The organism is Pseudomonas sp. KU26590 (assembly GCF_026153515.1).
Classification (GTDB): domain Bacteria; phylum Pseudomonadota; class Gammaproteobacteria; order Pseudomonadales; family Pseudomonadaceae; genus Aquipseudomonas.
Genome location: NZ_CP110644.1, coordinates 4,167,222 through 4,181,413, shown reverse-complemented (window position 1 = coordinate 4,181,413; position 14,192 = coordinate 4,167,222). Strand labels below are relative to the sequence as shown.

17 protein-coding genes and 4 pseudogenes are annotated in these 14,192 nt (G+C 53.7%); 15 read left to right on the top strand and 6 right to left on the bottom strand.

Annotated elements, in window-relative coordinates; genetic code table 11:
* Nucleotides 1–12 precede the first annotated feature (12 nt).
* Nucleotides 13–327, top strand: coding sequence for a hypothetical protein (locus OKW98_RS18330; protein ID WP_265386050.1), 315 nt, complete (start codon nt 13–15; stop codon nt 325–327).
* A gap of 272 nt (nt 328–599) precedes the next feature.
* On the opposite strand, the pseudogene OKW98_RS18325 reads toward OKW98_RS18330, so the two are convergent.
* Nucleotides 600–761 (bottom strand): annotated as a pseudogene (locus OKW98_RS18325) (integrase); the annotation flags it as partial.
* 400 nt (nt 762–1,161) lie between these two features.
* Between OKW98_RS18325 and OKW98_RS18320 the strand changes: the two are divergent.
* The 3 genes and pseudogenes from OKW98_RS18320 to OKW98_RS18310 all read left to right on the top strand — a co-directional run.
* Nucleotides 1,162–1,359 (top strand): annotated as a pseudogene (locus OKW98_RS18320) (DUF4113 domain-containing protein); the annotation flags it as partial.
* 12 nt (nt 1,360–1,371) lie between these two features.
* The gene (locus OKW98_RS18315; protein ID WP_265386049.1) at nt 1,372–1,617 is read left to right on the top strand and encodes a hypothetical protein; all 246 of its coding nucleotides are present in this window, start codon (nt 1,372–1,374) and stop codon (nt 1,615–1,617) included.
* 389 nt (nt 1,618–2,006) lie between these two features.
* Entirely contained in the window at nt 2,007–3,059 is a 1,053-nt protein-coding gene (locus tag OKW98_RS18310) for a hypothetical protein (protein WP_265386048.1), read from the top strand.
* Between the two features lie 64 nt (nt 3,060–3,123).
* On the opposite strand, the pseudogene OKW98_RS18305 reads toward OKW98_RS18310, so the two are convergent.
* The 3 genes and pseudogenes from OKW98_RS18305 to OKW98_RS18295 all read right to left on the bottom strand — a co-directional run.
* A pseudogene (locus OKW98_RS18305) lies at nt 3,124–3,338 on the bottom strand (sel1 repeat family protein); the annotation flags it as partial.
* 2 nt (nt 3,339–3,340) lie between these two features.
* Nucleotides 3,341–3,586 (bottom strand): hypothetical protein, encoded by a 246-nt coding sequence (locus OKW98_RS18300; protein WP_265389864.1) that lies wholly within the window; start codon nt 3,584–3,586, stop codon nt 3,341–3,343.
* A 269-nt stretch (nt 3,587–3,855) separates the two neighbouring features.
* Complete coding sequence (locus tag OKW98_RS18295) at nt 3,856–4,032, bottom strand: DUF3606 domain-containing protein (RefSeq protein ID WP_265386047.1); 177 nt, start codon at nt 4,030–4,032, stop codon at nt 3,856–3,858.
* Nucleotides 4,033–4,429: 397 nt separating this feature from the next.
* Here OKW98_RS18295 and OKW98_RS18290 point away from each other — a divergent pair, with 397 nt between their 5' ends.
* Both OKW98_RS18290 and OKW98_RS18285 read left to right on the top strand, forming a co-directional pair.
* A complete protein-coding gene (locus OKW98_RS18290) occupies nt 4,430–4,690 on the top strand; it encodes a hypothetical protein (RefSeq protein ID WP_265386046.1) in 261 nt (86 codons plus the stop codon).
* Nucleotides 4,691–5,068: 378 nt separating this feature from the next.
* The gene (locus OKW98_RS18285) at nt 5,069–5,410 is read left to right on the top strand and encodes a hypothetical protein (protein WP_265386045.1); all 342 of its coding nucleotides are present in this window, start codon (nt 5,069–5,071) and stop codon (nt 5,408–5,410) included.
* 322 nt (nt 5,411–5,732) lie between these two features.
* Here the strand turns inward: OKW98_RS18285 and OKW98_RS18280 are convergent, their stop codons facing one another.
* Nucleotides 5,733–6,233 (bottom strand): DUF3592 domain-containing protein, encoded by a 501-nt coding sequence (locus OKW98_RS18280; protein ID WP_265386044.1) that lies wholly within the window; start codon nt 6,231–6,233, stop codon nt 5,733–5,735.
* 389 nt (nt 6,234–6,622) lie between these two features.
* Here OKW98_RS18280 and OKW98_RS18275 point away from each other — a divergent pair, with 389 nt between their 5' ends.
* The 7 genes and pseudogenes from OKW98_RS18275 (at nt 6,623) to OKW98_RS18245 (ending at nt 12,595) form a co-directional block, all read left to right on the top strand.
* Nucleotides 6,623–7,042 carry a hypothetical protein gene (locus OKW98_RS18275; RefSeq protein ID WP_265386043.1) on the top strand — a complete coding sequence of 140 codons (420 nt, stop codon included), beginning with the start codon at nt 6,623–6,625 and terminating at the stop codon, nt 7,040–7,042.
* A gap of 587 nt (nt 7,043–7,629) precedes the next feature.
* Nucleotides 7,630–7,882, top strand: a pseudogene (locus OKW98_RS18270) (hypothetical protein).
* The gene (gene umuC / locus OKW98_RS18265; RefSeq protein ID WP_265386042.1) at nt 7,869–9,149 is read left to right on the top strand and encodes a translesion error-prone DNA polymerase V subunit UmuC; all 1,281 of its coding nucleotides are present in this window, start codon (nt 7,869–7,871) and stop codon (nt 9,147–9,149) included. Before OKW98_RS18270 ends, umuC begins: the two are co-directional and overlap by 14 nt.
* Before the next feature lie 491 nt (nt 9,150–9,640).
* Complete coding sequence (locus OKW98_RS18260) at nt 9,641–10,978, top strand: HEPN domain-containing protein (RefSeq protein WP_265386041.1); 1,338 nt, start codon at nt 9,641–9,643, stop codon at nt 10,976–10,978.
* 404 nt (nt 10,979–11,382) lie between these two features.
* Nucleotides 11,383–11,799 (top strand): hypothetical protein, encoded by a 417-nt coding sequence (locus tag OKW98_RS18255; RefSeq protein ID WP_265386040.1) that lies wholly within the window; start codon nt 11,383–11,385, stop codon nt 11,797–11,799.
* A 205-nt stretch (nt 11,800–12,004) separates the two neighbouring features.
* Nucleotides 12,005–12,226 (top strand): hypothetical protein, encoded by a 222-nt coding sequence (locus tag OKW98_RS18250; protein ID WP_265386039.1) that lies wholly within the window; start codon nt 12,005–12,007, stop codon nt 12,224–12,226.
* A gap of 150 nt (nt 12,227–12,376) precedes the next feature.
* The gene (locus OKW98_RS18245) at nt 12,377–12,595 is read left to right on the top strand and encodes a hypothetical protein (RefSeq protein WP_265386038.1); all 219 of its coding nucleotides are present in this window, start codon (nt 12,377–12,379) and stop codon (nt 12,593–12,595) included.
* A 58-nt stretch (nt 12,596–12,653) separates the two neighbouring features.
* On the opposite strand, the gene pseH is transcribed toward OKW98_RS18245, so the two are convergent.
* Nucleotides 12,654–13,208 carry a UDP-4-amino-4,6-dideoxy-N-acetyl-beta-L-altrosamine N-acetyltransferase gene (pseH, locus tag OKW98_RS18240; RefSeq protein WP_265386037.1) on the bottom strand — a complete coding sequence of 185 codons (555 nt, stop codon included), beginning with the start codon at nt 13,206–13,208 and terminating at the stop codon, nt 12,654–12,656.
* Between the two features lie 168 nt (nt 13,209–13,376).
* Here pseH and OKW98_RS18235 point away from each other — a divergent pair, with 168 nt between their 5' ends.
* Complete coding sequence (locus OKW98_RS18235) at nt 13,377–13,709, top strand: DUF883 family protein (RefSeq protein WP_265386036.1); 333 nt, start codon at nt 13,377–13,379, stop codon at nt 13,707–13,709.
* A gap of 205 nt (nt 13,710–13,914) precedes the next feature.
* Nucleotides 13,915–14,118 (top strand): DUF2934 domain-containing protein, encoded by a 204-nt coding sequence (locus tag OKW98_RS18230; RefSeq protein ID WP_108120285.1) that lies wholly within the window; start codon nt 13,915–13,917, stop codon nt 14,116–14,118.
* Nucleotides 14,119–14,192: the final 74 nt, after the last annotated feature.

Below are 14,192 nucleotides of genomic sequence, written 5' to 3'. Positions count from 1 at the left end.
TAAGACCAATCCATGATCCCACCTTCAAAGCACGTCGCCGATCCGCTGGCCAAATGGAAGCGCATGATCGAGAACAGACAAGATCTCGTCACCGACCCAGATGGTCAGCGGACGAAGCTGCGGGAATTGGCGATGCTTGCGTATCAGCGGTACCAGGTTGATGCCAACGAGCTGTCGGACATGCTGGAAGTCACTGACGCTGCGCGCGAGTGGGGACTGCTCGAATTGGAGGAGGGTTACCACCTGGGACTCTTCCACCGCCCGGAGCATGATATTGAGGCAGGGACGCAGTGTTTCTATAAAGGGAAGCTGGTTCGGATTCTGTGATCGTCGGCAGGACGCCGTGGGAGGGGTGCGTGAGATTTGCGTGACTTCGCGTGACCTTATAGTGATCTATGGCTATTCGATTGCAGCGAGCGCCAGAGAATTCAGCTATATGCCTTATTGTTGCTTAGGTAACGCGTGCATGGGGTGCTAGGGGTCGAGTGTTCGAATCACTCCGTCCCGACCATATTTTGTAAAGGGAATCAGCCACTTACCGGTTTGATTCCCTTTTTCATTTCTGGCTTGCGCAAAACTGGCGCAAAACTGGCGCAAAACTATCCGGCGATTTCGCTGATATCGAGGTCCGGAATGGCCTCCGACCAGATCACTTCTGCGTGCTCCTTCTGGTAGTTTTTGGTCATTCCCTCGCTGGCGTGCCCGGCGATCCTCTGCCCATCTTTCCCGGCTTTCTTGTACAGGTGCAGCGACAGTGCCCTGAACAGATTTCTGAGGCTGAAAGAGCGATATCAGCAAGTTTCCAGTTCAGGGTGGTGCTGAAGTCTGCTGGTAAGCAGCCTGGTACCGTAATGAACCGTCTTAGACTGACCAACTCAGGGAATGTCGCGGAGAAAGTATCAGTCGTGCTGGAGCCGGGCTTCGACTCCTTTGGAGACTGGAATGCAGGCACGATGAATACCGATGGCGCTTCCGAAGCAGAATTAGAGTTCGTCCCGACTAGCGAAGATCTGCTCGGCACATGCACGGTCACTTATTCAGCACTGGACGGCAAAAAGCGAAAAGCGTTTTTCACCTATGTCATTCCTGCGAGCGAACAATGGATACAGCTTGAGAGGGTGAGTTAGCTGGGCTACGCGTCATCAACGCCTCCCACGGCCCGAGCTCTTCGCACCATGTCAGCCGCAATCAGCAGAGAAGGTGATGGGAGTACTGGACGATATCAATCAAAGGTGGGGCCGGGGAACGCTGCGCATCGCTAACGTGCCCTCTGATCCGGACTGGGGAATGCGGCGGGAAATGATGAGCCAGAGCTTCACCACAAAGCTTGATCAACTTGTGACGGTGAAATGCAACTGAATGGAGAGGGGCATGGCCGTAAACGACGCTAAAGAGCGGGAGCTGAAAATCTGGAATGACTATCTTGACCATGAAGCCAGGCGGGAGAGTGCGGCGGACCGCTGGCACGGCGAACTGCTTGGTCATGCCAATGCGCTGGCTCGTCTGGGAGTGATCGATGAGGAGGAGTTGCGCGAAATGCTCGAGCTTGCCGATTCGGCATTGGAGCATGTGAAGGCCCAGCTCGAGACGCGGGAGTGGCTGGAAGAAAAGGGGTAGGGGTTGATGTAGTTCGGCAGGATGCCGGGAAGGGGATGCAGCTCGTACCACTTTCCGTACCATCCAATGGGGAAAGTAGGGGGTTATAGGGTGATCCATGGGCACTAGAGGCCCATGGAAGGCGCAGATGTCATACACCTGCTAATCCGCACATTCGGCGAAAAGCTGTAGCAAAATACAGGTGTAACTTATTGATTCTTATGGGGGCATGCGGGGCGTTTTGGTTGGCCCGGTTAACCGCTGTATCCGTTCCGAATCAATATATTAGCGGAAAGTCCCAGTCAGTGCGTGCTAAACTTTGCTCTTGCAATCGCCTATATTTCCGTTAAGGAATGTGAGTTTATCCTTCACGCATGAGAGTGTGTTATATGAGAGTATGGACGGTATTAATGCTTGTGGTTTTTTCAGGTGAGCTTTCAGCAATGGACTTGTCGAGCTCGCTGGAGGACTATAATCATATGCCACCTTGGAACCAGACCATCCATAGTGATGATCCTGATTTGACCAGTCGCTTCACAGGCAAAAAGTTCATCTGTACTAAGGTCGAAGATCATACTCCGCAAGAAAACGAGATGGCTGCTCGTGCCTTTAATGAATTCATGACGTACTCCCTGATCGGGGAGAAGGACGAGAATTTCTGGTTAGAGACTGCTCATCGTCAGCTCCGGGTAAAGTTGCTCGAAGCCGCTGTCAAGGCGGGCAGTTGGCGGGGTGACTATGTCGATGCCCTTTGGTCATCAAAGTTTGAAAGAAAGCCTGAAGTGCTTGCGGAACTCTCCGAACGGGTGCGCCATTTGGCAGCCACGGTACCCATGGCCATGTATCGATACGGTAAGTCTCTCTGGCCTTACCAGAACAGCGACATGTACTACCTCATGGATGCGGCGATTGACCGGGGCAGTCCTCATGCAATGACCTACGTGAGCGGTAACATTCTCGTTCGCTCCAATGAGTTGCGTCCGCTCGCAAAGGCTATGCTGGAGTGTGCTGCCAGCCAAGGGCATACAGAAGCTTATGATGGACTTGGGACGCTGGCGGATATGGAGGGCCGCCGACTGGATGCTTATCGTTTATGGGCAAAAGGCGTCAATGAAGGATGCGAAAAATGTATTGCGAAAATGGAAATGCTCAAGCGAGCACGGGCCAATACCCCTGCGAAGCTAGAGGTTAAAAGGCAGTTGCTTAAAAAATTACAGTTGGCGGATCCGTCCAGTGCTGAAAAGTATAGAAAGGAATTGCAGTATCTGAATTTTCAGGATATCCAGATAAAAATTCCAGAACTTGAGCAACTGAAAAAATTCTATTCAGATAATTTTCTATATCAAGTAACTGAGCTTCCCGAGTCGAGGCTGCGTCCTTCAGGTGATCTGATTTTTTATCCGAGCGACGCTGAGTTGCTATTGTTATTGCAGGTGGAAGCAGGGCTCGTTGGCGAGCTCTAACACGCCTTGACGATGGCTTTCAAGGCGCTTGACCTAGTAGACGCACAACGGTTGTCACAACATGGGCATCTGCACTGCCTTCATCCGCTGCTTTGCGGAAGTACGCTGAGACATGCTTTCATCCTGCTGCAGCCCAGCCGCACAGTGTTCAAGGTACACTGCGGTGATTTAGCAACCCGCCGCCACCTTTGCATCGATAAGTTGCTGGCTGAGGCGCAATCGCTGGTCACCACTCAGCTTGAACTGACCACGCATGGCACCGTTCTGTAGGTTGATGTTGGTTATTCTGAAATCTGACTGCGGAGCTCGTCGCACTCCTGCCTGAGATAGTCGTTTTGGGCGGAAATGCGCTGAAGGGTGTTGATCTTTGCCCAATCCTCTCCCGCCTGGCGGAGGCAATCGGATATTCGCGTCTTCGCTGCGTTCAGCTGTACCCGCAACGTATCTCGTTCGCGGGAAACCTCGGCGTGCATCTCAACAAGTGTTGCGACGTGCTCTCTGCTGAGCTCAAGCATGCGCTGGAGCATTTTGAGTAACTCCATAATGTTCTTATATACAGCATTATGCGGCGGGGGATTGGGGGCTTGGTGTTCGTCGGCAGGACGCTGGGGAAGGGGAATACTGTAGGAATATCCAACGCTAAGTTATTGTTTTTTATAGGCAGAAGCTGCCATTTCTGAAGGTCTTAAAAGGAATGTTATTCTTTATAAATCAAAATTTTGGCTGCGGTTAACGATCACCTTGACATGGTGGGGGTTTAAGCAGGCTCCACGATTGCCGCGGGGCCGCCGCTACTTTACTTGCCGAGCTTCTTGCGGACGTCCGTCACCATCGGGCCGACCGCTTTCACGGCGGCTTTGAGCTGATCCTCGGTGACGCCAAATTCTTTCGTCCAGTACTTCAGCTCCCAAGCCTCAGATGTGTTCACGCGAGCTCTGTCTTTCGGGCCACGGTTGTGCAGATCATCAGCCATCTTCAATTTCCTTTTGGTGGGCCTGGGGCAGTCCAGGTCAATCCAGCGTAGACCATCAGGTAGTGGCCGCCGCCCAATGCGTTGATGCGCAAAACCTCGTCTGGGGGCCGCGTGTTTCCGTTTGCATAACCGCAAAAAAGTGGATAATTTGCTACCCCTGAACGGCATACATATTCTTACAATTCATTAGCTTATGTCTCTACAGCCCCCAGCATGGGGTGCTAGGGGTCGAGTGTTCGAATCACTCCGTCCCGACCATATTTATCAATGACTTAGCCCAATCTTCTCAGGTTGGGCTTTTTCATGTCTGGAGATTTTCGGGGCTCATCCTGCCTTCATTGTTGCAGACACGTTGATTCCTCATCCGCCGTACGCCTTCAGGCTTCAAGGAGGAGGTGTGGACGGCGGGATTCACAATGCAACACCGTCATATAACGGAATTGAAATGGGTTGGTTTGCGATGTTCGTGCTGCTCGGGATTGCCCTATGGGCAATGGCTGTCCTCTTGCTGTCCTTCGATCTGGATGCTTCAGCCGCAGCCCTGTTCCTTTTCGGTCTGGCCACGATTTGGCCAAGCATCTTTTACGGTCGCGCCGGTACTTCCCGCTTCGTTGGCTGGTACGAGTCCTTGAAGATAATGTTGAGGGGCTGGCTCTGAGGACCGATGCGCCAAGAGTTTCGCTTTCCAGCTCTCCTCACACCGGTAGGCATGTGGATAGAGGGTGAGAGGGGATGGCTGGCCTCCGGCGGCAATCGCAGATTCCAGGGCATCAAATCTATGGATGGATGCGCTACCGGGTTGTCTGAGGGGATGCTGCGACCATTCGGGAAACGGGATCATGACGGGCTGATCGCACAATCTTCATCAGCGTGCTCATTGTGCATACCGGACGCGAAGCCTGAGTAGTTGGCCCGATGATCGTTTTCGACGGTAGCGAACAGTTCGGCGTCTGATGGGTTTCAATGCTGCGTTTTAGAGTGCGGGTCGCTTTGGTAAGTAGCGTGCGCGGCGAATTTTATTCATAGGGAGTTTTGAATGTTGCCGATCAGAACGTCCATTATGTTGCTGTGTCTGGCTGTGCTGGGATATACCGGAAGCTCTGTCGCGAGCCCGGAAGATGACAAGCGGCAAGGACTTGTAGTACTGGTTGCAATGGAGCAGGTCTGCAATAACGCGAATCCTGGTATGAAGAGCGATGTTGAGAACGTCATGGCATCGGATTCCACTATCGACGAGGCAACAAAGGCGGAAGTGAGAAAAATCAAATCTGACCCTGCCTATAAATTCAAAGTGAGCAGCATGGCTGACAACTTGATGCACTCCCCAATGGGGGCGTATGTCGCCAAAGACATGTGCAAGCATTACGGCTCGAAATAATCAATTTCAGCCCGCGCTAAGGGGGGGTGGAGGATCGCCTTGCGCGGTGCATACGTCTTTCGCATCCCGCTGCGCACTCTGTGAATGCGCAGGAGGGTGGTTCGGTCATTTGACTTGCCCGAGAACCTCGCGACTGAACCCCTGGATTCCCCTGTGTGCGTTCACTTTCAGGCATTCTGCACCACCCTGTAGCAAGCGCTGGACGTGCCATCGAGAACGGCTGGAACAATGCGCGAGCGCTTCGTAGGCAGTGGCGCCTGCGAGTTGGCGAAATCAGTCGCGAAAATCACCGAGATCGTTGCTCAGTATTCGAGGCTGAGACTCAGTGTTTCGTATGGAGGTGCTGTGCTTCATCTCGCTTCATGGCACTGATACGACCGAGCGTCCAGAAGGAAATCCCGAAGAAGAGCAGCGAAATCAGTACGCCGCCGCTCATGATGTAAAAACCCGGCCGAAAGCTATGGACGTTGGCGGCGACGGCGCTGTAATCCGGAAACCAGCGCGAATAGATCAGGGTGACGTCTTGGTCTACTCCACAGTTTTCCCTCTCGCCGCATCCTGTGTCCAGGTATTGCCCTTCGTGAGGTCGGTTATCTTGGTCCACGTAACGGTAGTGGACGATTTTAGCAAGTCGGTTTCGCGGGATTTCCTCCAGATGCGTCACCGTGCCGTTCACTTGGGCCCCATTCCACTGAAGGGCTGCATAGGTGAAACCTTCGTGTCTCGCCATCGCGGCGAATGCTAATAAAACACAGCATGCGATAGTTAGCAGGACGACCCGGTTGTACAGATGGTCTCGTTCTGCCTCACGTGGATTAAACATTTAATGCTCCATGGCTTACGGGGAATGTGTACCTATCGGCGACGTACACAAGAACTTTATCATCAGGGCCAGCCAGGGCTAGGCCCCTTCTCTTCTGCTCCATGACTCGCGCAGTGCACCTGGACCGCCAGCAAGTTGGAAACTGGGGCCATCCTGTTACCCGAACTGCTTGCAATGGCTCAGAGGTCGACTTACCCCATACAAAGAGTCGGCACTTCATCGAAACTGACGACCCTTTTCCATGCGCGGACGCGTAGGGGTGAGGATCGCACTTTATATGAGAAGTAAGAGAAATGTAGCATTAGGCCATCTACGGGCAATTTAAGTGTGTACAATGCGCGGCGCTCAGTTCCAGCTCTGGCTGAGCATTATTTATATAGGGAATTCAGATGTACGTTCTTCGCAACTTGTCAGCAGCCGTTTTGTTAGTTTTGACTGCTGGCTGTGCCTCCGGTTTGGATCACACGCAAGAATCTGAACTGGCTGGCTATCGTGCCAACCATCTTGACGTTCAAGAAAAAAGTCCAGGCCTGGCCGCAGGACTGGGCCTCCTGCCTGGCGGTGGATCGTTCTACGGGCGCGCTTACGGCTACGGTGTTGTCAACCTGTTGCTGTGGCCATTGTCCATTATCTGGGATCCTGTCAGTGGCTACGACGCAGCTGAGTCCATCAACTATCAGGCATCAAAGGCTCATGTAGCCAGCTTGAAGCGACGGGACATGGATCGTCTTGACGCCAGGCTTTCAGCTAACGAGATTGATCTGAAAACCTACACTCTGGAAAAGCGAAAAGTTGACAATCTGTACTAATGATTCCTAAACATGGATGGAACCCGCTGTAATGAGCTGAGCGTCATGCGCAGTACTTACGGTGGCCCAGTCCTATCTTTTCCCACCGGCAGGGAATTGACTCTGCCGAGTTGGGTATAGCCTCCCGTTGAAAGGACGGAGTCTGGTCGAAACGATACTGTGGCAACCCCTCGACGAGCCCGTCGATTGAGCGCTGCATGACTCGGTGGCAGGCAACGAGTTGGCGCCTCTCAGTACCGACGTACATCAGGGACGTGTGCCTTCAATAACATCGTCGCTGATTCGCTGATTCGCAGGTTTGCCATTGCAAGGGATGGTCCATTTCGAACCCAGTGGATTGCTCGGCCGTCGTGTCGCAAATCTTCATCATCTCGACGCGAGTCGTCGGCGCGACGTTGTAGCGCTCCACATTGATAACCAACTGCTTTGGCGCGAGCCCCTCAGGGACGATGGTCCGCAGGCTCGTCGATCGAGTAGCGTCCGCACCTACGGTCACCCGTCGAAAATTCCTACACAGAACGTTGACCGCATGCTGGCCAGTACGTTAACTGTATGTACATACAGTTATTCACGGCAAGGCTTGCATCATGAGCGTCACTATTCTTGGCCCATTATCGGCCTGCGGCGAAAAGCTGCGTCTCTACTCCTCTCACGTACCGGCCGGCTTTCCATCGCCAGCGGCTGATCACATCCAGATGCACATCCCTCTGCACATGCGCGGGGAAGAGGTCGTTCTGAAGTCGGAAAACCCGAACTACCCCTCTCGCCAGGTGATGGAAGGGGATGAACGGGTGATCTGGGGCGTGGTGATTCAGCGTCCGCGATCATGACAAAGCCTGAGCCCGTCTTTGCGCTGATTGACTGCAACAGCTTTTATGCCAGTTGCGAGCGTGTCTTTCGGCCTGACCTCGCCAAAACGCCCATCGTGGTGCTGTCCAATAACGATGGCTGTGTGATTGCTCGAAGCTATGATGCAAAGCCGTTCGTGAAAATGGGTGCGCCTTACTTTCAGATCAAGGATCAATTGCGCCGCGACGGTGTGATCGCGTTTAGCAGCAATTACGCGCTGTATGGCGACATGAGCGAGCGGGTCATGAGCATCATCGAATCGATGGTCCCCGCGCTGGAGGTCTACAGCATCGACGAGGCGTTCGCTGACCTTTCTGGCATCCCCGGCGACCTGACGGCTTTCGGAAGGCAGATCCGGGCGACCATCTATAAACGCACTGGTATCCCGGTGGGCGTGGGGATAGCCCGCACCAAAACATTGGCAAAGCTGGCCAATCACACGGCAAAACGCTTGCTGGCGAAGACCGGCGGGGTAGTCGATATCTGCGACCCGTTCAACCGTGACTGGACGCTGCGTAACACGGAAGTCGGCGAGGTATGGGGCGTAGGCAAGCGCATGAAGGCCCACCTTGAAGTCATGGGGATCAAGACCGCAATGGATCTGGCAAAGGCCGATCCCTGGACGCTGCGGCAGAAATTCAGCGTTGTGATCGAGAAGACTGCGCGCGAATTGTCGGGGACGTCATGCCTGGAATTGGGGGAGGCCGATCCACCTAAGCAAGAGATCTGCTGCAGCCGAATGTTTGGAAGCCGTTTGACGACTATCGAGCCCATCAAGGAAGCCGTCGCCACATACACCCAGCGCGCCGCAGAAAAACTCCGGGCACAGAACTCGCTGTGCAAGAGGATCCGGGTCAGCATCCGAACGGGGATGTTCAACCCTGAGGAGGCCAAATATGCCAACGGCGCGATGGTTGAGCTGCCGTATCCCACCAATGACGTGCGCCTGATGACGAAGGCTGCGACAGAGGCGGTCAATCGCCTGTTCCGGCCGGGCTTCAAGTACAGCAAGGCCGAGGTGCTGCTGATGGATCTGCGCCAGCCCGGCGAATTTACCGACGACCTGTTTGCCCATTCGCAGCCAATGGAAGCCGAGAAGGTGATGAACGTGCTTGATGAGATCAATGCCAAGTGGGGGCGTGGAACGTTGCGCGCGGCAAGTGTGCCGTCTGCCCCTGGTTGGGCAATGCGTCGAGACCTAATGAGTCAAAGCTTCACGACGCAAATGGATCAGCTGTGGACCGTGAGGTGCAATTAGGGGTGTGATGTTAGGCAGAACGCCGGGGAGGGGATGGAGCTCCCGCTGTGACGCAACAGCGGGATTAAAGCTCTCGTACCACTTTTTGTACCACCTGGTGCGTTTGAGCGGGTAAAGGAGGGTTGATCCGGGTAAGCAAACCCCCGAAATCATTACCCTAGTCTACTGGGATCAACGCACCCGGAATTATGTCGCAGTTGACCCATTCATCCGTGAAACCCAGATTTCAAAGCGGTAGTTCCGCTTAGTCCCTAGCCCATTCCGATGCGAGGAAAACAGGTGCGTACTGGCTTCCGTGGGGCGGATGGAGTATGAATTATGCTGCCGAGGTTAGCCAATTTTCTAAATAGCGTGTTGCTTCAGTCGAACGTTTAAGGTGTAGGACGGATCAGTTACGTAGCCTTAAGCACGTCATCAGAAGTGAGCATGCGGCGCCTAACCAGATGGATCGTGGCTTACTGAACATTAGTATTAGACTATAGGGGCTCCGGATGGATCGAGTACAGACTCAAATAGCAAGGCTGACGCGTTCAATTCTTCTGAAACGTCCTGTTGACGGGAAAATTCCCTCAGCGCAATTTTATGGGGGACGAGGGAAAGCCTTCTCATTTTCTGGCGGAATGGGGTTGAGTTGGTGGTATGGCAGGGATACTTACGATGCGACCGATGCTGTAGCTTCGCTACTTATCGAAACCGAGCTCGAGTTCAATGACTGCGATCTCGAATCGGTTAATTCCATCGTGATGACAACGCTGCAGAAAGTCTGTTTTGATTCACCGTTCTTCAATTCTGATGAGGTTGCGTTTGCTCTAAAGGCTACGCTTTTTGAATGCAGAGGCGTGGATGTTATTGAGCTCACCCAATTCATCCTGGGCGAGATCAAATCAAACCTACGTGGAATTGTTGGAAGGAGGTGTACCGTTTATCCGTTAACCAGATTCAATGGGCCTTCCGTTTTCTTGCCAAAAGAAGGACTTCATTTGATTGCCTGCAGCGATGAAGTTGGTTGGAAAGGTTTATGCGATCAAGGATATGTTTTTGACGGCTGGACGCCAAAATCACCCTTTACTGCTACAAGTAGATTCGGCTTTATGGATCAATTCGGGTCCGGGTTTCACTATATCTTATTAGCTGAAGAGTATGGAACGCAGAAAGGAGCGAAGTTCTCAAGTAGCTTGAAGTTCAGGATGTTAATTACTGTGCTTTTCGCTTACGCGTCTGAGTTTTCCAGTCATGGCTATTCAAAATCTATGGCCCAGCCATTCTCCAACTGCATACAGTTCCCTCATCAAACCGCGCCTGACCGCTCGATTACGTTTAGCGACTGTGGCGCACTTTCTCCATTTTACGCATCAGATATCCAAATTAATGATGAGCTAGCGATCAAAATAAGGGTTTGGTATGAGTCGCTAAATGAATGCCCTCTAAATCACCAGCAGCGCATAAAGAAAGCAGTTAATTTTTTCAATCGTGCCATGAACTCGGACGATATAGAGTCATATATAAATTATTTCATAGCCTTGGATGCTTTGTTTGGTGTTCGCGGATCCGTCGAAAAGTCCATCATCGCTGGAGTAGCTAAGCTGGGATTGAATGCGAAGGCTGCAGAAAAAACACGTTGGCTGTTTGATTTACGGAATGAGCTCGTTCACGGCGGAAGTCGCTACATTTCTGAATGGCCAAAATACCAGAAGTATATAAAACATTTTGGAAGCAAACCGCTGGCCGATCTTAAGGACATCGCGCAAAAGGCGATATTAAGAGCGCCTACAATAACACCAGCTGCGACGCATGTTGATACTGAACCACCGCGAAGAGATCCAGCGTAGGGTCATTGATCGATCGTTGGATCGTCATCTATCTCAGCGTACGCTGTAGACGCCTTCGTCGTGGCGTGTGAGGCGCAAAACCACCTCTGGAGACCCCGTCTTTCCGTTTGCAAAATCACACGAAAGGCCGTATTTTGCGACAGCGATTAGGGTATATTTTCTATATAGATCAAGGGGTTGTGAGCCTATCGTCCCCAGCATGGGGTGCTAGGGGTCGAGTGTTCGAATCACTCCGTCCCGACCATATTTTGCAAAGGGAATCAGCCACCTAGCGGCTCGATTCCCTTTTTCATTTCTGACTTGCGCAAAACCCGCGCAAAACTGTATGCCGCATTCACTCACACAACAGTTTTGAGAGCATGCCGTCCGATCACTGATCACTGATCACTGATCACTGATGCCTGATGCCTGATCTCAACTCCCCCGTGCAACACATACCGCCGATCACGCCCTCGAATGACGGCAAATGGCTACCGCCCGTCCGTCCCTCATGGCGATTTGCAATGAAGCGTCGATTGCGCTGTCAGAGTAATCCCTTCGTGATGAGCAGAAATATGTTTGCTTCAGATATGAACGCCGAAGATAGCGGGCGCCTGCTGGATGAGCTCAATCGAGCCACGGCAGAGCTGATGTCCATGGACAGTGCCGCGTTCGGGCGTGAGCAATGGCAACGGGCGCACCGTCGTCAGCAAGCTGCATTTGCCGCGTGGCTGGTCTACATCAGAAAAGACCCTGTATTTCAGAACCGGTCGAAAAGCGCGCCGCTTGAGGCTGAGCATGTCGTCAAGCGTCTGCCAGCGGCTGATGGCTTCATTCGCTGAACGGGCGGAGTATCGGTCACCGTGCACACTGCTTAGTGCGGTGACCGTAGCGGGACCACAGGCGGGCATGCCCATGTCCCGTCATGGCCAATCGACCTGCAACGCTTTGCCGACACACCGCTCATCCATCCCCCGGCACTAATCCCCCTCAATCCACCTCTGTCCTATAAGCGCAGATTTCCTGCGACTCGTACTGGAGGTCATCATGGGTATCGAAGACAACGGGCCAGATAACGCGTATCAGGGTCCAGCCGAGCCGGGCAGCAAAGAAGAGGTTTATCCCGACGCGAGTGCAGACTCGGCTGAAGGCATCGACAATAATGAGGACGCAGCCATCGCAGCTCGAAACAAGGGCCTGGATGAGATGGAGATCCCCGATAATCCCCCTGTCGACGAAGACGAGGAGCCATCGCCGGGCAACAGCTAGACGCGGCGCTTTACACCAAACCCCACCCTGCGTGGGGTTTTTCCTACACAACGACTACTGTGTTACACAAATGAGCCACTCGTCGGAGCGTGAGCACTATCAAGGGGTTGGCTACTCAATGTACTAGCCAAAAAAAATAAGGGACCCCGGATGAGACCTCAGATCAACGATATTCCTAACGCACTCGACCTGATTAGCGAGCTGGACAAGGCCACGGAGCAGATGATGTCTATCCCCGTCGACCATATCGGTGGTACTCAGTGGGAAAAGGCTTTCGTGCGGCAGCAGAGCGCTTTCAGGCAATGGCGCGACTATCTGTACTGCAAAGCCGATGAGCGTCCAGCGGTGCGGTTACTGAACATCGCGTGATCAGCCAGTGGGCACGCCTTAAACCTTTTAAACATGTTCAACATGGTCGGCCAGTCCGCTAGCGACGCCCCGCAATCCGCTCCACGGCAGCTAACACCTTGGGCCGCTGCGCGTGCCATTCGCCTTTGGTAATGCCCAGCAACACCACGTTGATGCGTTTGCCATCGCGAATAATATTTTCCCGCCGCACGCCCTCAGTCACGAAGCCGAACTTCTGGTGCATCTTGATCACCGCCGGGTTGATCTCGAGCACTTCGCAGTTGAGTTTTTCCAGCCCTGCGGTGCCGAACGCGTAGTCGAGTATCCACCACTCCACCTGACTGCCAAGGCCTTTGCCTTGCAGCGTGGTGTCCAGATAAAAGGCCCAGTCTGCAGTGCGGTGGGTAGTGTTGATGGCGCTCAGAGCGACGACGCCCACCGGCGCGCCCTCAATCACCACCACGAAGACCTGCTGCCGTGAACTGCTACGCAGGCCCTCAAGCCAGTTGAGATGCTCGGCCTCGCTGATCTCATGGTCCGTGTACATGAACTTGCGCACGTCTGGCTGATTGCGCAGTAGCCGGACGTGGGCCTGTTGGTCGGCGGGCAGGCCGAGGATCGACACGACTTTCATGGAGTCCCTTTTGAACACGTTATACGGCGATTGAGTCCCGATTCAGCCTGCACAGCGAGCGCTGCTTCAACACGTGCAGGGCGGCAAAAAGGGGTTTTTTCAAAGTCACTGGAACGAATCGATTGGCGCTTCAGTCAACCTTTCTCACACCCAGGAGGCAGAATTATCATGGCAAGCGATATCACAGAAAAACTGCGTGACGATCTTTATCAGAAAACCCGTTCCGAGCTGAACACTTTTCTCGATGAGACCAATGCCTTGCTGGCGGCAGGGGATGCCTTGAACGAGGATCGCACCACCCAGGCCCATGAGCGGCTCAAGGATTTTCTCGCCCGTGGCACCAGCGCGGTGACCGAGATCGAAATGGACGCCCAACCTGCGCTGACCCGCGCGGTGGGCAATGCCAAATCCTACGTGACGACCCATCCCTGGGCGGCCGTCGGTGTTGCAGCCGGCCTGGGCCTGGTGGCCAGCCTGTTGCTTAAACGCAACAGGGATTGAGGACGCCATCGTGGTTCGCCGTCGATTTCCGGTGGATCCGTTAAGTCCGACCAGCGGCCGGCTTGCGTTTGCCGGCCTTTGCACGCCCGTCATTTACCCTCGTTATCGCCTGGTACTGTTCATGGCGGGTACCGTAGCGGACGATGGATTCGGCACCGCTCTAGCGCCGGCCGCTGTCTTGCGCAAGCATAAATGGGGGATACGCATGAATGTCGACGAAGACACTGTTCGTCAGTTGGCCCAGTTGATCTGGGAAACCGAAGGCAAGCCTGAAGGGCAGGAGTCCCGTCACTGGGAAATGGCGACACGCCTGGCGGAGTCCGCTGCCATGGCGCCGGTCCGCACTTCAAGCAAGCACAAGGTCGATACGTTGTTCCCGTCGCCCGATGAGGCAGACCCCGACGTGTGATTGAGTCTAGAGCTCGCCCAGGCGCGGTGTCAGGGCGAAGCTCGGATCAACGCCGCAATCCAACACCTCGCGGC